Source organism: Enterobacter sp. UPMP2052 (assembly GCF_053709675.1).
Genome location: NZ_JBSKJR010000011.1, coordinates 59,996 through 79,540, shown reverse-complemented (window position 1 = coordinate 79,540; position 19,545 = coordinate 59,996). Strand labels below are relative to the sequence as shown.

The following is a 19,545-nucleotide window of genomic DNA, read 5'->3' as shown; positions in this document are numbered from 1 at the left end:
ATGCTGACCATTTCTCTGTTCGGGCTGCTTCTGTGGGGTAACAGCCACATGGCGGCGGCGGACGCCGCCTGCGAAGGGCGTTTCGTCAATCCGATCACCGATATCTGCTGGCGCTGCATGTTCCCCCTGTCGCTCGGCAGCACAAAAGTCACGGGCGGGGATTTACCGGACACGTCCAATCCCGGAAGTCCCATCCAGATTTGCCCGATGACGCCGGTGGCGCGCATTGGCCTGGCAATAGGGTACTGGGAGCCGATGGCCATGACCGATGTGGCGCGTTCCCCGGGCTGCATGGTGAACCTGGGCGGATTCACCATTAATCTCGGAAAAATGGGAATGGGCACCGCCAAAAAAGATGATAAACAGGTCAGTGGCGCGTTCTACCACGTGCACTGGTACAAATATCCGCTGACGTACTGGCTCAATATCATCACCTCCCTCGGGTGCCTGCAGGGCGGTGACCTGGATATCGGATACCTGTCTGAAATCGACCCGACATGGGGGGACAGCGCCCTGACCTCCATTCTGAATCCGGAGGCGGTCATTTTTGCCAACCCCATCGCGCAGGGCGCATGTGCGGCCGACACGGTGGCCAGTGCTGCAAAAACGTCGGTTGACGCGCTGTTCTGGTGCGCAGGGTCGCAGGGGTCAATGTACCCCTTTAACGGCTGGGTCAGCAATGAGTCCAGCCCCCTGCAGTCCTCCGTTCTGGTCAGCGAGCGCATGGCGTTCAAGCTGCACCGTCAGGGTCAGATAATGGAGAGTATCGGGGAGGACAAGAAGGTCTGCTTCGAGTATCCGTCACCCATTATTCCCAAAACGCGCTGGCGCTATCAGATGGTGAATATGTATCCGGACGTGGCGCAGTGCCACCCCTTCGGCCGCACGGTCATGCGCTGGGAAACGGGGCGCAACCCGCCGAATACGAAGAAAAACTACGGCTATCTGCTCTGGCGCAAGCGTAACTGCGTCTTCCTCTGAGAAAAGGAACCTTCAATGAAAACTCTGTCCGGTCTGACGGCGGCGCTGCTGCTGTCAGCATATTGTTGCACTGCGCTGGCGTCAGGGGCTGATGATGCGAACCGCGATTTTATTCGTCAGCAGGAGTCTTTCAGCCAGCAGCTGAGGGGGCAGGACAACGCGCCGCTGCGCCAGATGCTGGAGCAGCAGGTGCGCCAGAACCCTCTTTCGGCAGACGACGCGCGCTTTATCGGGGAACTGAAACAGCGCCAGCAGGAGGCTCAGCAGGATAAGCCCACGCACGGCGCGCTGTATTTCATCTCCTTTGCCATCCCGCAGGCGGGGCTTAAGCGCATGCTGACCGAGGCCCGCCGATACGACATTCCCGCCACCCTGCGGGGCATGGTCAACAACGACATGAAAACGACGGCAACCGCCGTGATGGCGCTTGTTCAGGATGATTCAGCCAGCGGCGTGGCCATCGACCCGACCCGCTTTCGCGAGTACGGGATCACCGGCGTGCCGTCACTGGTGGTGTACTGCGAACGTGGCCATGACGTTATCCGTGGAAATCTTCATCTGAAGCAGGCGCTGGAAAAGGTGGTGGAGAAGGGCGAGTGCAGGGATGAGGCGCAACAGCTGCTTAATAAAGGAGAGGCCCGATGAAAAGAGCAATACTGATGCCGGTGCTGGCTATCGCCACCACGATGGCGGGCGTGAATGCATTTGCCGATGCTGACGCGCAGTACAGGGCGGGGGCTGATTTTGCCCGTCAGGTACAGGGGCAGGGGGAGAGCAGCCTGAAAAACTTCAACCCCTCAGCGTCCATCCCTAACTATACCGCCTCACCCGGTGAGAAAAAGTACTATGGCGGCGTGACGGCGACCGGTGACGGTGCGCTGAAAGCGGACGGTACCACGGGCTGGACTACTAATGAGGCGACAAAAGCCGTCACTGACTCGTTTGTTAACAACCCGAAGGAGCCTATTTCACCCGACGCGCCGTTTATTAAGACCAGCCAGGATGTTCAGTCCCGCGCCGATACCATCATCGGAAAAACGGGGCAGACGCAGTGTGAAGCGCAGAACATCAGCCGCAGTGAGTTCACCAACTATACCTGCGAGCGCGACCTGCTGGTTGAACAGGCCTGTACGCGCACGGCCAGCATTACCGGCCACTATGAAGATACATCTGAAACAAAACAGATTGTTATCCAGTCTCAGAATATTTCGTTTGCTTCCTCCGAAGCAGGATACACAGGAACATGGACTGCCCCGGTGACAGGGAAGGTTGTTGCTGCAACAGCTACCTATTCCTGGAATAAACGTCTGGCGTTCAGTAATCCTAACTGGTTTATGCGGGTAACCACGCCTTTCGGGTTGATTTCCATGGATAACGATACTGGTAGCCTGGCGCTGAGTGGTGGCATGCAACTGAAGAAAGGTGCCGGGATGGTGTTTTCCATTCGTACTAGGAGAAACAACCCCACTACAGATTCAATCTGGAAGCACAGCAATATGCGCTACAGCTTCACCGTTACGCTCCAGATTGAAATTCCCGCCAAAAAATGGGTGCCGGACGTTGTCTGGAACGAATCCTGCCCGTTCAGCAAGAGCGAGGGTACGCTCAAAAAGACCGAATGTATTGAGCCGGGGAGCACAAAAACGGTGGTGGTTGACGGCGTGTCATACCCGGTCACGCAGGCCTGCTGGAAGTACAAAGACACATATATGACCCAGGCTGCTGACAATGGCACCTGCAAAACCTATATGAACAATCCGGCCTGTACGCTTGCCTCACGCACCTGCGCCTTCACGGCAGAAGACGGCAGCGGCTGCCTGCATGAATACGCGACGTACTCCTGTGAAACTCGTACTTCCGGCCAGGTGATGATATGCGGCGGCGACACCTTCTGTCTTGATGGTGACTGTGAGCGGGCGCAGAACGGTAAAAATAACGATTTTGCACCTGTCGTTTCGGCACTCGCCGCGCTGGCCGCTGCGGGCAAGGACGTGACCGCCATTAACAGCGTTAACGTGCGCGCCTTTACCGGCAGCGCGAAGTTCTGCAAGAAGTTTGCGGCAGGATTCAGCAACTGCTGTAAGGACGGCGGCTGGGGCCAGGACGTCGGGCTTGCCAGGTGCAGCAGCGAGGAGAAAGCGCTGGGCAAGGCCAAAGAGAATAAGCTCACGGTCAGTATCGGTGAGTTCTGTTCAAAAAAAGTGCTCGGCGTCTGTCTCGAGAAGAAGCGCAGCTACTGTCAGTTTGACTCTAAGCTTGCCCAGATTGTGCAGCAGCAGGGGCGTAACGGTCAGCTTCACATCGGCTTTGGCAAGGCCAGCAGCCCGGACTGTCGCGGCATCACCCAGACCGAGCTGCAGCAAATTAATTTTGAAGCGCTCGACTTCTCGAACTTTTTCGACGATCTGCAGAAGAACAAGAAAATCCCGGATAACGACACCCTGACGAAGCGCGTCCGCGAGGAAATCGCCGCGCAGCTGAAGAACAAACAGTAAGCCACTCATCACTCACTCAGGACTCTCCATCATGAAAATTAAAGGATTTATCGTCCGCCTTATCATCAGCCTGATTGTCGCCTCGCCGGTGCTTTACTGGTGCGGAAATATCGTTGATGAAACAACCCGCATCGATGTGTTTTTTATGGCACTGATGGTTGTGCTTTTCGTGGCGGGAGTTCTGCTGGCGTGGCTGTTAAACCCGCTTTTTAAAAGATAACCGACCTGCTTCGGGATAAGGAAGGTTCCAGTGAAAAAGAGAAAGACAGCGTTAGCGCTGCTGCTTCTTGGCAGCGTTTTTTCCGCCACAGGAAAAGATGCAGGCTGGCAGTGGTACAACGAATCGCACAGAACGCCGGAGGATGACAAATCCTCTTCAACACAGCCTCAGCAGGCCTCGCCGGACATCATGGATAAGCTCGCCACGCTCCAGCAGGCCACGAAGCGGGCGATGTACGAGGCCATTCTGTATCCGGGTGTGGAGAACTTTACCCGCTACTTCCGCCTGCAGAACTACTGGACGCAGCAGGCCGGGCTGTTCTCGATGAGCGCCAAAAAGGCGATGCTCGAACACCCCGAACTCGACTACAACCTGCAGCACAGCCACTATAACGGTACCGTGCGCAACCAGCTGGCGGCGGACTTTGCCGACCAGCGCCGCGCCATTGAAACGCTGGCTCAGCACTATGGCGTGATGTTCTTCTACCGCGGACAGGACCCGATCGACGGCCAGCTGGTTCAGGTCATTAAAAACTTCCGCGAGACGTATCACCTCAGCGTCATTCCGGTCTCCGTGGACGGTATCGTGAATCCACTCCTGCCGGATACCCGAATGGACGGTGGACAGGCCAGCCGGCTGGGTATTCGTTACTTCCCGGCGCTGATGCTGGCCGACCCTAAAAGCGGGACGGTCAAACCCGTCTCGTATGGCTTTATCAGCCAGGATGACCTGGCGAAGCAGTTCCTCAACGTTTCCACAGATTTTGCCCCCAACTTTTAATACAGGGAGAGTTCGCATGCGCAAATTCCGTTTTCGCCTGCCCGAGTTCGACGTGCCCGGATTATGGGTGCTGAGCCTCGGGATATGGTTTCACATTGTTTCCCGCCTGGTCCGGCGCGAGCCGGAGATGGCCATTCTTCTGGCGCAGATAATCGGCGTCTCGATGGCGCTCTGGGGGGGATACCGCATCATCAACCGCTGGATAGATGCCGCCCGTGAGGCCGAAAAGGTCCGTGATGCCGGAGGATGCCGACATGAACCTTAGACATACCGTGTTTACCGTGGCGCTCATGACCCTCAGCCTGACCACGCAGGCTTCCACAATGGACGAGATCAAATCGTTATGGCATCCACAGGGGGCGCGAGCGTCGGGATCTCTGCCTACATCCCCGGAAGACCCTGAAGCTAAGCCACTTCCGGCGAAGCAGCCGGTCTGGTACCGCCTCAGCAACGGTCGCCAGGTCAATCTGGCCGACTGGAAGGTCGTGCTGTTTATGCAGGGACACTGCCCGTACTGCCACCAGTTTGATCCGGTCCTGAAGTCGCTGTCGGCACGGGTGGGGTTTGGGGTGATGGCCTACACCATCGACGGTCAGGGGGATGCGTCCTTTCCCGATGCGCTGCCCGCGCCGCCGGAGGTGATGAAAACCTTTTTCCCCAACCTGCCCGTGGCCACGCCAACCACCTTTCTCGTCAACGTAAACACCCTTGAAGCCCTGCCTCTGCTGCAGGGCGCGACCGACGAACAGGGCTTTATGGCCCGCATGGATACGGTCCTTCAGATGCGCGGAGTGGGTAACAATGGCTGATCAGAACAATGCAAAGGAACACGACATGATGATTTCCGGGATGCTTCAGAGAGCTACGACGCCAGAGTTAATCACGCTCAGGGCACGGAAAGATGACGCACGGTTCGGCGTTTATGCTGAGTGGGCGGGCATATTGCTCATTGCTGGCGTGCTGTCGCGCGTCTTTATGACATACGTTTTCCATGCCTGCGTCGGTGACTGGATCAAGAGCGGTCACCTGCAGCTGAAAGATTTGTGGAACGTGTTGATGTACGCCATTCCACTGATCTTTATCGCGCTGAGCGGCGGGCTTGCCGTTGCAGGTGGCGTTTATGCAATCCTGAACTTGCTTTATACGAAAGGGCAAATGTTCATACTAAAACGAAAAATGGGAAAACTCGCCCAGCAGGCGAGCCGGGAGGGTGCCGATGTTCGTCCGTAAACCTCTCTCCATGCTGTGTGGCATCCTTCTTACGTGTTCAGCGAGCGTGAGTGCCGACGTGAACAGTGATATGAACACCTTCTTTAATAAACTGGGCTTTGCGTCCAACACCAGCCAGCCACAGGTCTGGCAGGGGCAGGCTGCGGGCTACGCCACGGGCGGCTCACTCTACGCGCGCACGCAGGTGAAAACCGTCCAGCTTATCTCCATGACGCTGCCCGACATCAACGCCGGCTGCGGCGGCATCGATGCCTATCTGGGCTCCTTCAGCTTTATTAACAGCGATCAGCTGCAGCGTTTCGCCAAGCAGATTATGTCCAACGCGGCGGGCTACTTCTTCGATCTGGCGCTGCAGACCACGGTACCGGAAATCAAGACCGCAAAGGACTTCCTGCAGAAGATGGCCAGCGACATTAACAGCATGAACCTCAGCTCCTGCCAGGCGGCGCAGGGGATTGTCGGCGGTCTGTTTCCGCGCACCCAGGTTTCCCAGCAGAAGGTCTGCCAGGACATTGCCGGTGAGAGCAACATGTTTGCAGACTGGGCGGCATCCCGTCAGGGCTGCACCGTGGGCGGCAGCCTCGACAAGGTGCGCGACAAGGCAGGTACCGCCGATAAAGAGCGCATCACTAAAAACATCAATATCATCTGGAATGCGCTCGGCAAGAACGGCATGTTCAGCGGAAATAAAGAACTCAGGGAGTTCATCATGACGCTCACCGGCACCCTGATTTTTGACGAGAAGGGTAACATCACGCCGCTGCCTGCCCGCACCACAGATCGTGACATTATTAAGGCAGTGATGGAGGGCGGCACGGCGAAAATTTACCACTGCAACGATAGCGAGAAGTGCCTGAAGGTGGTGGCCGACGCGACCGTCACCATCACCGAAAAGAACGCGCTGAAGAATCAGATCAAGGACATTCTCTCCAGCATCCAGAACAAGGCTGCAACCGATACAAAGCTGACCGAGAAGGAAAAGGGCTTTATCTCCGGCACCACCATTCCGGTTTTCAAGTACCTGGTGGACCCGATGATGCTGGGCGTTTCTGACAGCCTGGTCTATCAGCTGACGGACTATATCGGCTACGACATTCTGCTGCAGTACATCCAGGAGATGGTCCAGCAGGCGCGCGCCCTGATGGCAACGGGCAACTATGACCAGGCCGTTATCGACAGCATCAATAACAACCTCAACGAGGCCACGCGGCAGATAGCCTCCTTCCAGGCGCAGGTGCAGGTGCAGCAGGACGCGCTTCTGGTTGTTGACCGCCAGATGAGCTATATGCGCCAGCAGGTTTCGGCGCGGATGTTGCAGCGCTATCAGAACAACTATCACTTCGGGGGGGCGCGCTGATGCAGGCGATTTACGTTATCGCGGGCGGCGACTGGCTGAGCCAGACGCTGAACGCCATTGTGGCTTTTATGAACACGGACAACTGGGTCATTATCCGCCGGATCGTGACCGCGCTGTCTGTGCTCGTCGTGGCCATCACCTGGATACGCCGTCACAACGTGATGGATATGCTGGGCTGGATAGGTACCATCGTCCTGATGTCTCTTCTGGTAAGCGTGCGCACGCCGGTACAGATTATTGACAACAGCGATCTGACGAAGGTGTATCAGGTGGATAACGTGCCCGTCGGACTGGCGTTGCCGGCGTCGCTGACGACCACTATCGGGCACGCGCTGGTGCAGGGCTATGAGATGGTCTTTTCTCAGCCGGACAGCGTTACTTACAGCAAGACCGGGATGCTGTTCGGCGCGAATCTGGTCGCGCGCAGCACCGACTTTTTGTCAAAAAACCCTGAAATCACCACGCTTTTTGCGGACTATGTGCAGAACTGCGTGATGGGCGATATTTTCCTCAACGGGAAGTACACCCTGGACGAACTGATGAACAGCACCGACCCCTACACCATTATCTTCTCTAAACCCAGTCCGCTGCGTCAGGTGCAGAACTATAAGAAGTTTACGACCAGCGGTGATAACGGACAAACGGAGATAAAGGCGTTTTTATCCTGTGAAGAGGCCGCAGTGATCCTTAAACAGAAGCTGGGCCTTGATACCCAGACCGGAGGGAAAAGCTGGAGCTACTACGCCCGCTGGCTGTTTGGCGGACGTCCGAATCCCGACCTGCTCCTGAGCCAGATGCTCGGCGAAAGCTATAACTATTTTTATAACTCCGGGCAGAGCGCTTCGCAAATTATCCGCCAGAACGTGACGATGAATGCCCTGCGCGACGGTATCATGGGCTATGCGGCCCGTAACGGTGATACCTCAAGCCTGCTCAACATCGCCACCACGTCATCAATGGAGAAGCAGCGGCTCGCGCACGCAACGGTCGGGCAGGTGGCCCTGCGCTCGTTGCCCATGTCCCAGACGCTGATAGTCGGACTGATTATCGGGATATTCCCCCTGATGGTGCTGGGCGGGATGTTTAACGCCGTCACCCTTAACGTGCTGAAGGGGTACGTGCTGGCCATCATGTGGGTGCAGAGCTGGCCGCTGCTTTACGCCATCCTCAACAGCTGCATGACCTTCTATGCGAAAGCCAACGGCTCGCCGGTTGTGCTCTCTGAGCTGTCGCAGGTGCAACTTAAATACTCGGATCTGGCCACCACGGCGGGCTATCTGTCGATGCTTATCCCGCCACTGGCATGGGGAATGCTGAAAGGTCTGGGCTCCAGCTTCTCGAATCTCTACAGCCACCTGGCGTCCTCGGCCATCAGTCCGGCGGCAACGGCGGCGGCAGGTTCAATCGACGGGAACTACTCCTACGCTAACATGCAGACCGAGAACGTGAGCGGCAACAGCTGGAATACCAACAGTTCGACCATGTTTGGCCAGATGAGTCACCAACTTGCCAACGGAGCGACGTCCACACAGATGCGCGACGGTAGTACGGTGACTGACTCTACCCAGGCAGCGAGTAAGCTGCCCGTGAGCATTAATTTTGCCCGTCAACTGGCTTCAGCGCAGCAGGAGATGGCTCGCGAGGCCCAGACGCAGTCACAGAGCGCGATGCAGAGCTTTAGTAGCAGCATGTCAAGCACGTGGCAGACCCTCAGCCAGTTTGGCACCAACCGGGGGAGCAGCGACTCGATGACTCAGGGTGCCGACAGTACCATGAGCGCGCAGGACTCCATGATGGCCAGCAAGATGCGCAGCGCGGTGGAAAGCTACGCGAAGGCGCATAACATCAGTAATGATCAGGCTACTCAGGAGTTGGCGACCAGAAGCACACGCGATTCACTTGGGTTATACGGCGATGCGAATGCTAAAGGAAGCATGGGACTCAAGGTTTTAGGGAATGGAGTTGAATTAAGCGGCCAGGCTGGTGTTAAGACCGGTGTTGATTTTACTGATGATGACATGCATCAAGCAAGCAGTAGTTCACGTTCAAGTCAGGATGCCCGTCATGATGTAGATGCTAAAGCTTCTCAGGACTTTAAAGAGGCCAGCGATTACTTTACTAGCCGCAAGGTCAGTGAGTCCGGGAGTCATACGGATAACAACGCCGCCTCACGTGCCGACCAGCTATCTGCATCACTTAGCTCTGCAAAACAAAGTCTCGAGCAGTACTCGACCAGCCAGGCACGCAGCAAAGAATATGCTGAAATGGCGTCCCGTACCGAAAGCATGAGTGGTCAGATTAATGAGGACCTGAACCAGCAATTTGCACAATACGTTCGCAAACAGGCACCGCATGATGCCGACACGCTGCTGACAGATACGGCTTCACCTGAAGTGGCTAATAAGCGCAGAGAGCTTGCTTGGTCGTTCGTTCAGGAGCAGGTTCAGCCAGCTGTTGATACAGCATATAACTCAGGACGTTCGGAAATTGGGACCTCAATGCAGGGGATTTCATCGGGCGGAAACAAAGAGACTGTTATGGCTGACCACCAGTCCCACCGGGACGCAATAGAGGAACGCACAAGGTCCAGTGGAATAACTGACAACGTTAAAGAGAAGGTGGACAACATGGTCTCTGTTAATAATCAGAGCATCGACGGAACGCGCGTTCAAATCACTGGAAAATCTGAAGATATTGAAAATGAGTACGGCACCTTAAAAAACCATCATAAAAAAGAGGACATGGCGCAGGATAAAAAATATACTACTGAAGTAAGCGCGCAGAAAAGTTTACCCGGTGCAGACAGCCCTGAAGAGTTGATGAAAAAGGCTGAGGAGTATCAGAAAAAGTATCGCAAAGATTAGTGGGAAATGGGGAGAGGAATAAATGAGGAGTGTCTTTCAGATCTGTCTGGTGACCGTTGCAATGCTTATTGCATGTGTCATCGCTGGCTGGGAACTGCCAGAAACAGTTTTCATGGCTTCGTTTGTTTTTATCTGGCAAATTCTTTTTATTTTATTAATGATGAAGATTCGAACGAGACGACATGTTACTAAAGGTGCAGGTTACGCCAATTTTTTCTGGTTATTAATATTTCCACTTTTCGCTATCTTTTCACCTTTATTGGTAATGATGGTCTTTGTTGCTGGGACGATCTGGGATTTATGCAAGTCTCAAGGAAAAATTAGTTTAAGTGGTTGGGTTGAAAGAATGAAGGATGAGGAACCTTCTTCAATTAACCAAGATTCAGTATCGCCATCTTTTGAAAGAATAAATTACAATAGCGAAAATAATTATCCTATGGGATGGAAGATTTAGATGAGTAATTTACAGGCTAGATCGTTATTAGGAATATTCGAAAACATAACTAAGTAGATAACAAGGAAATCAGGATGAAGTTAAATAAGTATACTTCTGTTATTTTATTAGGTGCAATTCTCTCCCTCTCAGGGTGTAGCAGTATCAGGGATGTTGAGTATATAGATCCGAAAGGATATTCGGATGTGGCAAGTTATTTAAGTGAAACTTTTGAAAAATCGAATTGTATAGGCACAACTTTCTCGTCTCAAGGGCGGAAATTCATAAATTCAGATGGCTTAAACTATCAATTGGGCGGGAAAAACCTAAGTTGCTATGTAGCCTCAATTGAAGAGTCGATAGAAAGATATTGTGTCGCTAAACAAGGAAATATGGTGCAGGGAGGAACATGGTGTGTAGTTAATAAAATGCCATTGTTTCATGTAAATTATAGCCCAGATACCTCGTTAACTAAAATAGGGCTTGGATCTAGGGTTTTCTCTACAGTAGAGCCGCCAAAACCTCAGGCGAGACAGCAATGGTTGAGTTCGGCGGAGAGACTTGGATATATTAGCGAGCGGGTTCAGCGACGGATTGATATGGATAAGGAAGTTGACTTGGCCAATGAGAATGCTGAAAAAAAGAGAAAAGCTATAGAGATGAATGCTGAAGTTGATGCCAGTGTTGGCGATTTGATATGTCGAGAGGATTACGAGGCAAAACCTTATCAATATCCAGGGGTTGCATACTACAAGGCATACGTGGAAAAAAAAGAGAAAAATAAACTACAGTTGCGGTTGGTTTGGCACGGTGGTGATGGGTTTGTAGTTAACGATATAACCAATGTGAATAACATAATCTGGTCAAGCCCTAAAGGGTGGCGTCATTGCAATTGAGTTTATAACACCTCTTTAATAATTAAGCCCGCATGTTCGGGCTGTTTCTTATACTTGCCATTCTGAATGTTCATCCTGAATACCGGGTCTACGTATTCTAAACCTCAATGAGGATAATATGAGTTTTAATGCTAAGGATATGACCCAGGGGGGTCAGATCGCGAGCATGCGCATCCGTATGTTCAGTCAAATTGCCAATATTATCGTTTACTGTCTCGTTATTCTCTTCGGCGTAATTGTTGCTCTGACTCTGTCTATTAAACTGACCTGGCAGACGTTTGTTAATGGCATGGTTTATTACTGGTGTCAGACGCTGGCCCCCATGCGCGATATTTTCAAATCCCAGCCTGTCTATACCATCCGTTATTACGGCCATGAGCTGAAGTACAACGCGCAGCAAATACTGCAGGACAAATATATCCAGTGGTGCGCAGACCAGGTCTGGACGGCCTTTATTCTTGCCGCCATCATCGCGGCCGTGGTGTGCGTTATTACCTTCTTTGTCACCACCTGGATTCTGGGCCATCAGGGTAAACAGCAGAGTGAGGACGAGATAACGGGGGGGCGCCAGCTGACTGACGACCCGAAAGCGGTGGCGAAAATGCTCAGGCGCGACGGTCTCGCATCCGACATCAAAATCGGTGAGCTGCCGCTTATTAAGGACTCGGAGATCCAGAACTTCTGTCTGCACGGCACCGTCGGGGCCGGTAAATCAGAAGTTATCCGCCGTCTGATGAACTACGCCCGCCAGCGTGGCGATATGGTCATCGTGTATGACCGCTCCTGTGAGTTCGTTAAAAGCTACTATGATCCGGCCACGGATAAAATCCTTAACCCGCTGGATGCGCGCTGCGCCGCATGGGACCTGTGGCGGGAGTGCCTGACGCAGCCTGACTTCGACAACGTTTCCAACACACTGATTCCGATGGGCACGAAGGAAGACCCCTTCTGGCAGGGTTCGGGGCGTACCATCTTTGCTGAAGCCGCTTATCTGATGCGCAACGACAAAGACCGCAGCTACAGCAAGCTGGTCGACACGCTGCTTTCCATCAAGATTGAGAAGCTGCGCTCGTACCTGAAAAACTCCCCGGCGGCGAACCTGGTGGAAGAGAAAATCGAGAAAACGGCCATCTCCATCCGCGCCGTGCTAACCAACTACGTCAAGGCCATCCGCTACCTGCAGGGCATCGAAAATAACGGCGAGTCGTTCACCATACGCGACTGGATGCGCGGCGTGCGTGAAGATGGTAAAAACGGCTGGCTGTTCATCTCTTCCAATGCCGACACCCACGCTTCCCTCAAGCCGGTTATCTCCATGTGGCTATCCATCGCCATTCGCGGGCTGCTGGCGATGGGGGAAAACCGTAACCGGCGCGTGTGGATCTTCGCCGACGAGCTGCCGACCCTGCACAAGCTGCCGGACCTGGTTGAGATCCTGCCGGAGGCGCGTAAGTTTGGCGGCTGCTACGTCATTGGCATCCAGTCCTACGCCCAGTTGGAAGATATTTACGGGCAGAAGCCGGCGGAAACGCTGTTCGACGTGCTGAACACCCGTGCCTTCTTCCGCTCGCCGTCGCGCAATATCGCTGAGTTCGCCGCCGGTGAAATCGGTGAGAAAGAAATCCTCAAGGCATCCGAGCAGTATTCCTACGGCGTGGACCCGGTACGCGACGGTACTTCGGTCGGTAAGGACATGGAACGCGTCACCCTTGTGAGTTACTCCGATGTTCAGACGTTGCCGGATCTCTCCTGCTACGTCACGCTTCCCGGACCTTATCCTGCCGTGAAGATGGCGCTGAAGTATCAGCAGCGTCCAAAGGTGGCACCGGAATTCATTCCGCGCACCATCGACGCGAAAGCGGAGGAACGCCTGAATGCCGCGCTGGCTGCACGTGAACAGGAATCCCGCAGCATCGCCATGCTCTTTGAACCGGATGCAGACGTTATTGCGCCAGAGGGCAGTGCAGAGAATTCTGGTCAGCCACAGCAGCTGACGCCTGCGCCCCACGCTGCAGACACCGCATCCGCTTCGGCATCCGTGGCGGGTGCCGCAGGCACTGGCGGCGTGGAGCCTGAGCTGAAGACAAAGGCGGAGGAGGCTGAGCAGCTGCCGCCCGGCATCAGTGAAAGCGGTGAGGTGGTAGATATGGCGGCATGGGAGGCGTGGCAGGCGGAGCAGGACGAACTGTCTCCTCATGAGAGGCAGCGCCGTGAAGAAGTTAACATCAACGTTCACCGGGCGCCTGAAAAGGATCTTGAACCGGGAGGATACATCTGATGATGAGCATCGGATCGGTAAAATCCGCCGCCAGCGCGGGTAAATATTACACCGACAAGGACAACTACTACGTTATCGGCAGTATGAACGAGCGCTGGGCCGGAAAAGGGGCTGAAGCGCTGGGACTGATCGGCGGGGTGGACCAGAAGGTTTTTACGAAAGTTCTGGAGGGACGCCTGCCGGACGGCAGCAACCTCAGCCGGACTCAGGACGGGGCGAACAAACACCGTCCGGGCTACGACTTCACCTTCTCCGCACCAAAAAGTGTTTCCGTAATGGCGATGCTCGGTGGCGATAAGCGTCTTATTGATGCCCACAACCGCGCGGTAGAGACCGCCATCAAGCAGATAGAGGCGATGGCCTCCACGCGGGTTATGACGGAGGGCCGGAGCGAGACGCAGCTGACCGGCAACCTGGTGATGGCGCTGTTTAACCACGATACCAGCCGCGACCAGGAGCCGCAGCTGCATACCCACACCGTGGTGGCCAACGTCACGCAGCATGGCGATGAGTGGCGCACACTCAGCAGCGACAGGGTGGGTAAAACCGGGTTTATAGAGAATATCTACGCGAACCAGATTGCCTTTGGCCGCCTGTATCGTGCCGCGCTGAAGGATGACGTCACGACGATGGGCTATGAGACTGAGACGGTCGGCAAACACGGTATGTGGGAGCTGAAGGGCGTACCGACGGAGCCATATTCCAGCCGCAGCAGGACGATCAGCGAGGCGGTCGGGGACGACGCGTCCCTGAAGTCCCGCGACGTGGCGGCGCTCGATACCCGCCAGTCGAAGCAGAAGGTTGATCCCGAACAGCGCATGACCGAGTGGATGCAGACCCTGAAAGCGACGGGGTTCGACATCCAGGCCTACCGCGAGGCGGCGGACCAGCGGGTTATGCAGGGTAATATTCCCGTCACGACGCCTGAAGCCATTGATATTAACAGCAGCGTCGGACAGTCCATTGCGATGCTGAGCGACCGGCGGGCGCGGTTCACGTATTCCGAACTGCTGGCCACCACCCTCGGGCAACTGCCCGCGCGGTCGGGCATGGTGGAGATGGCGCGTGACGGCATCAATGCGGCGATAAAAAACGAGCAGCTCATTCCGCTGGACAAAGAGAAGGGGCTGTTTACCTCGAACATCCACGTGCTGGACGAGCTGTCGGTGTCGGCCATGACCCGCGATTTACAGCGGACGGGTCAGGCGGACATTTTTCCGGATAAGGGCGTGCCCCGCAGCCGGTCATACAGCGATGCCGTCAGCGTTCTTGCTCAGGACCGTCCGCCGGTGGCCATCATTTCGGGGCAGGGCGGGGCGGCCGGCCAGCGTGATCGCGTGGCGGAGCTGACGATGATGGCGCGCGAACAGGGGCGTGACGTGCAGATTATCGCCGCCGACAGGCGCTCACGCAGCGCCCTGATGCAGGATGAACGACTCAGCGGCGAGCATATCACCGACAGGCGGGGGCTGACGGAGGGGATGACCTTTACGCCCGGCAGCACGCTGATTGTTGATCAGGGGGAGAAGCTGACCCTGAAAGAAACGCTCACGCTGCTCGACGGTGCGCTGCGCCATAACGTCCAGCTGCTGATTGCCGACAGCGGCCAGCGCACCGGAACCGGCAGCGCCCTGACCGTCATGAAGGAGGCGGGGGTGAGCACGTTCGCGTGGCAGGGCGGTGAGAAGACGCGGGTCTCGGTTATCAGCGAGCCTGACCGGCGGCAGCGGTATGACCGCCTGGCCGCTGACTTTGCCCGAAGCGTCCGCGCAGGCGAGCACTGCGTGGCGCAGGTCTCCGGTCCGCGCGAGCAGGCGGTGCTCGCAGGTGCTGTCCGCGAGGCGCTGAAGGCGGAAAAGGTGCTGGGCGAGCGGGAGGTCAGCATCACCACGCTGGAGCCGGTCTGGCTCGACAGCCGCCATCAGCAGGTGCGCGACCACTACCGGGAGGGCATGGTCATGGAGCGCTGGAATGCAGAGGAGCGCAGCCGGGAGCGCTTTGTCATTGACCGCGTGACGGGCCGCAACAACAGCCTGACGCTGCGCAACGCGCAGGGGGAGACGCGGGTGACCCGCCTGTCAGAACTCAACAGCAGCTGGTCGCTGTACCGCACCGGCACGCTGCAGGTGGCCGAAGGCGACCGCCTGGCGGTGCTGGGCCAGGCGCAGGGGACGCGGCTAAAGGGAGGCGATACGGTGACCGTTAAGGCGCTTGGGGAGGCGGGGCTTGTCGTGAGCCTGCCCGGGCGTAAGGCGGACGTGGTCCTGCCCGCAGGCGACAGTCCGTTCACTGCCGCGAAGGTGGGGCAGGGCTGGGTGGAGTCGCCGGGCCGCTCGGTGAGCGACAGTGCCACGGTCTTTGCCTCGCTGTCGCAGCGCGAGCTGGATAACACCACGCTGAACAAACTGGCGCTCAGCGGTCCGGCGGTGCGGCTCTATTCCGCGCAGACGGCGCAGAAAACGACGGAGAAGCTGTCGCGTCAGTCTGCCTGGAGCGTCGTGTCTGAACAGATTAAGGATGCGGCGGGGCATGACAGGCTCGATGATGCTCTGGCGCACCAGATAGCCGGTCTGCACACGCCGGAGCAGCAGGCTATCCATCTGGCCATTCCGGTGCTGGAGGGTAACGGCCTGGCGTTCACGAAGCCGCAGCTGATGGCCGCCGCGAAAGAATTTGAGCAGGACAGCCTCAGCCTGCAGGCCATCGAAAAGGAGGCGGACCGGCAGATACGCAGCGGCGCCCTGCTGTCGGTGCCGGTATCGCCGGGAAACGGCCTGCAGCTGCTGGTCTCACGTCAGTCGTACAATGCGGAGAAAAGCATCCTCCGCCACGTTCTGGAGGGAAAGGAGGCCGTCACTCCGCTGATGGCGGGCGTGCCGGACGTGCAGCTGGCGGGCCTGACCGACGGACAGCGGAACGCCACGCGCATGATACTTGAATCCCGCGACCGCTTTACCCTGGTTCAGGGCTACGCGGGCGTGGGCAAGACGACGCAGTTCCGGGCGGTCATGTCGGCCATCGGCACGCTGCCGGAACGGGAGCAGCCGCGCGTTATCGGCGTGGCCCCCACCCACCGGGCGGTGAGCGAGATGCGCGATGCGGGCGTGCCGGAAACGCAGACGCTGGCCGCCTTTATTCACTACACTCAGCAGCAACTGCGCGGCGGCGAACGACCGGACTTCAGCAACGTGCTGTTTCTCGTGGATGAAAGCTCGATGGTTGGTAACGCAGACATGGCGAAGGCATACAGCCTGATTGCCGGGGGCGGCGGTCGCGCGGTCTCCAGCGGCGATGCCGACCAGCTGCAGTCCATTGCCCCGGGCCAGCCCTTCCGCCTGCTGCAGAAGCGCAGCGCCATCGACGTGGCGGTGATGCAGGAGATTGTCCGCCAGACGCCGGCGCTGAAGCCCGCCGTCTACAGCCTGATTAATCGCGATATCGGCAGCGCCCTGACGACCATTGAGAGCGTGGTGCCGGCACAGGTGCCGCGCAGGGCGGATGCCTGGCAGCCGGACAGCTCCGTCATGGAGTTCAGCCGCGAACGGGAGGAGGCCGTCGCGAAAGCCGTGGCGGCCGGCGACCTGTTCATCGACGGGCAGCCTGCGACGCTGCTGGAGGCCATCGTGAAGGACTACACGGGGCGCATGCAAGAGGCGCAGGCGCAGACCATCGTTATCACCGCCCTGAACGCCGACCGCCGCCAGGTGAACGCCATGATTCATGACGCCCGTCAGGATGCCGGCGAGGTGGGCGAAAAAGAGGTCACGCTGCCGGTCCTCACGCCTGCCAATATCCGCGACGGGGAACTGCGGCGCATGACAACGTGGGAGGCATCCCGCGACAGCCTGGTCCTGCTGGACAGCACCTATTACAGGATTGAGTCGCTGGACGGGGACGCGCACCTGGTGACGCTGAAGGATGCGCAGGGCAACACCCGCAGCCTGTCGCCCGCGCAGGCGGCGACAGAGGGCGTCACGCTCTATCGTCAGGACACCATCACCGTGTCGGAAGGCGACCGGATGCGCTTTTCGAAAAGCGACAACGAGCGGGGTTTCGTGGCCAACAGCGTCTGGACGGTCAGTGAGATAAAAGGTGACAGCGTCACGCTGTCGGATGGAAAGCAGACCCGTACGCTCACGCCGTCAGCGGAGCAGGCAGAACAGCACATCGACCTGGCCTATGCCGTGACCGTTGAAGGCTCACAGGGGGCGAGCGAACCCTTCTCCATCTCCCTGCAGGGCACGGACGGCGGACGTAAGCGGATGGTGAGCTTCGAGTCAGCCTACGTGGCGCTGAGCCGCATGAAGCAGCACGCGCAGGTCTATACCGACAACCGGGATAAGTGGGTGGCCGCGATGGAAAAATCGCAGGCGAAAAGTACGGCGCATGACATTCTCGAGCCGCGCGGCGACCGTGCCGTCGCGAATGCCGCCCGCCTGACGGCGACGGCAAAAGCGCTGGGTGAGGTGCCGGCCGGCCGCGCCGCCCTGCGCCAGGCCGGGCTGCAGCCTGAGGGCTCGATGGCGAAATTTATCTCGCCGGGGCGTAAATATCTGCAGCCGCACGTGGCGCTCCCGGCATTCGACCGCAACGGCAGGCAGGCGGGCGTCTGGCTGAGCGCCCTGACCTCCGGAGACGGGCAGTTGAAGGGGCTCGGCGGCGAAGGTCGCGTGATGGGCAGCGGGGACGCGGCGTTTGCGGGCCTGCAGGTCAGCCGTAACGGCGAGTCGCTGCTGGCGCGGGATATGGAAGAGGGCGTGCGGCTGGCGAGGGAGAATCCGCAGAGCGGCGTGGTGGTGCGGCTCGGGGGCGAGGCGCGACCGTGGAATCCCGGCGCCATTACCGGCGGACGCATCTGGGCTGACAGCCTGCCCGACGGCACCGGTACGCAGCCCGCAGAAACGGTTCCGCCGGAGTTGCTGGCGCAGCAGGCGCAGGAAGCACAGCAGCAGAAAGAGCTTGAAAAGCGGGCTGAAGAGGCGGTCCGCGAGATGGCCCGCAGCGGCGACCGGCCGTCCGGGGGCGCTGACGTCGCCGTCCAGGATGTGGTGCGGAATATGGAGCGGGTGAAAGAAACGCCGGTATCTCCCCTCACGCTGCCGGATGCGCCGGAAGAACGCCGCCGTGATGAGGCGGTGTCTCAGGTGGTGCGCGAGAACGTGCAGCGGGACCGCCTGCAGCAGATGGAGCGCGAAACGGTGCGCGACCTTGAACGTGAAAAGACCCTGGGAGGCGACTGATATGCGCGCTGAAAACCATCCGCTGTTTCCCCTTGTTGTGGTGGCCGACTGCTGGCTGCAGCGTCTGCTTGTGTGGACGCCGGGCCAGACTGACCTTATCAAAACCGTGGCGCTGCTCCTGATGGTTGCCGACCACATCAGCATGCTGTGCGGACTGGATAATGACTGGCTGCGTCTTGCCGGTCGGGGAGCGTTTCCGCTCTTTGGCCTGGTCTGGGCCATGAACCTCGCCCGCCATCCGCAGATTCAGCAGCGCGCCCTGAACCGGCTCTGGATATGGGCCGGGGTGGCGCAGGGCGGCTGGATACTGGCCGGGCTGCGCCCGTGCCTGGGCAATATCCTGTTTGCCTTTGCGGTCAGCGGACAGGCACTGGCGCTGATGCAGCGGCACGGGCCGTGCGCGTGGCCGCTGTCCCTGATGCTGGTCCTGGCCTGGCTGCCGTTTTCGGCGGGAAGTTACGGTCTGGCGGGAGTAGTCATGCTGATGCTGGCCTGCGGCGTCTGTATGACGGGCCGGCGCGCCACACGCACGGGGCTGGCGCTGTGTCTGGCGCTGGCGATACTCGCGCTGAATGCTGCGGACAGCGCCGCCTTTGCCATCGCGGGGCTGGTGATACCCGGAATAACCCTGACGGTGCTGAGCCGGACCTGCACTCTGGTGCCCCGCTTCTGGCCACGCGAATTTTTCCCGCTGTTCTACGCGGTACACCTGGCCGTCATCGGACTGATGGTGATGTGATATCTGCCGTGTCAGAATAAGGTCAGTCAGGG

General features: G+C 57.7%; 15 protein-coding genes. All 15 read left to right on the top strand.

Going from position 1 to position 19,545, the window contains the following annotated elements:
* The 15 genes from traU (at nt 1) to traX (ending at nt 19,513) form a co-directional block, all read left to right on the top strand.
* Nucleotides 1-981 (top strand): conjugal transfer pilus assembly protein TraU, encoded by a 981-nt coding sequence (gene traU, locus ACWKX3_RS20315; RefSeq protein ID WP_454542358.1) that lies wholly within the window; start codon nt 1-3, stop codon nt 979-981.
* Between the two features lie 15 nt (nt 982-996).
* The gene (gene trbC, locus ACWKX3_RS20310) at nt 997-1,626 is read left to right on the top strand and encodes a type-F conjugative transfer system pilin assembly protein TrbC (protein ID WP_454542325.1); all 630 of its coding nucleotides are present in this window, start codon (nt 997-999) and stop codon (nt 1,624-1,626) included.
* Nucleotides 1,623-3,476: a type-F conjugative transfer system mating-pair stabilization protein TraN gene (gene traN / locus ACWKX3_RS20305; RefSeq protein WP_454542324.1), complete on the top strand. Its 1,854-nt coding sequence runs from the start codon at nt 1,623-1,625 to the stop codon at nt 3,474-3,476. Before trbC ends, traN begins: the two co-directional genes overlap by 4 nt.
* 31 nt (nt 3,477-3,507) lie before the next feature.
* Nucleotides 3,508-3,696, top strand: coding sequence for a conjugal transfer protein TrbE (gene trbE, locus ACWKX3_RS20300; protein WP_090393185.1), 189 nt, complete (start codon nt 3,508-3,510; stop codon nt 3,694-3,696).
* Nucleotides 3,697-3,726: 30 nt separating this feature from the next.
* Nucleotides 3,727-4,476, top strand: coding sequence for a type-F conjugative transfer system pilin assembly protein TraF (gene traF / locus ACWKX3_RS20295; protein ID WP_454542323.1), 750 nt, complete (start codon nt 3,727-3,729; stop codon nt 4,474-4,476).
* A gap of 16 nt (nt 4,477-4,492) precedes the next feature.
* Nucleotides 4,493-4,741 carry a type-F conjugative transfer system pilin chaperone TraQ gene (gene traQ, locus ACWKX3_RS20290; protein ID WP_454542322.1) on the top strand — a complete coding sequence of 83 codons (249 nt, stop codon included), beginning with the start codon at nt 4,493-4,495 and terminating at the stop codon, nt 4,739-4,741.
* Entirely contained in the window at nt 4,731-5,285 is a 555-nt protein-coding gene (gene trbB, locus ACWKX3_RS20285; protein WP_071667443.1) for a type-F conjugative transfer system pilin assembly thiol-disulfide isomerase TrbB, read from the top strand. Before traQ ends, trbB begins: the two co-directional genes overlap by 11 nt.
* Nucleotides 5,278-5,706 carry a conjugal transfer protein TrbF gene (locus ACWKX3_RS20280; protein ID WP_454542321.1) on the top strand — a complete coding sequence of 143 codons (429 nt, stop codon included), beginning with the start codon at nt 5,278-5,280 and terminating at the stop codon, nt 5,704-5,706. The genes trbB and ACWKX3_RS20280 overlap by 8 nt, the downstream gene beginning before the upstream one ends.
* Entirely contained in the window at nt 5,693-7,063 is a 1,371-nt protein-coding gene (traH, locus tag ACWKX3_RS20275; RefSeq protein ID WP_096198068.1) for a conjugal transfer pilus assembly protein TraH, read from the top strand. The genes ACWKX3_RS20280 and traH overlap by 14 nt, the downstream gene beginning before the upstream one ends.
* Nucleotides 7,063-9,927, top strand: coding sequence for a conjugal transfer mating-pair stabilization protein TraG (traG, locus tag ACWKX3_RS20270; RefSeq protein WP_454542320.1), 2,865 nt, complete (start codon nt 7,063-7,065; stop codon nt 9,925-9,927). The genes traH and traG overlap by 1 nt, the downstream gene beginning before the upstream one ends.
* Before the next feature lie 22 nt (nt 9,928-9,949).
* On the top strand, nt 9,950-10,381 hold the full coding sequence (locus ACWKX3_RS20265) for an entry exclusion protein (RefSeq protein WP_454542319.1): 432 nt from the start codon (nt 9,950-9,952) through the stop codon (nt 10,379-10,381).
* Nucleotides 10,382-10,455: 74 nt separating this feature from the next.
* Nucleotides 10,456-11,256 (top strand): hypothetical protein, encoded by an 801-nt coding sequence (locus ACWKX3_RS20260; protein WP_454542318.1) that lies wholly within the window; start codon nt 10,456-10,458, stop codon nt 11,254-11,256.
* 118 nt (nt 11,257-11,374) lie between these two features.
* Nucleotides 11,375-13,534 carry a type IV conjugative transfer system coupling protein TraD gene (gene traD / locus ACWKX3_RS20255; RefSeq protein ID WP_454542317.1) on the top strand — a complete coding sequence of 720 codons (2,160 nt, stop codon included), beginning with the start codon at nt 11,375-11,377 and terminating at the stop codon, nt 13,532-13,534.
* Nucleotides 13,534-18,774, top strand: a complete 5,241-nt coding sequence (gene traI / locus ACWKX3_RS20250) for a conjugative transfer relaxase/helicase TraI (protein ID WP_454542316.1) — start codon at nt 13,534-13,536, stop codon at nt 18,772-18,774. Before traD ends, traI begins: the two co-directional genes overlap by 1 nt.
* Nucleotide 18,775: 1 nt before the next feature.
* Complete coding sequence (gene traX / locus ACWKX3_RS20245; RefSeq protein ID WP_454542315.1) at nt 18,776-19,513, top strand: type-F conjugative transfer system pilin acetylase TraX; 738 nt, start codon at nt 18,776-18,778, stop codon at nt 19,511-19,513.
* Nucleotides 19,514-19,545 lie beyond the last annotated feature (32 nt).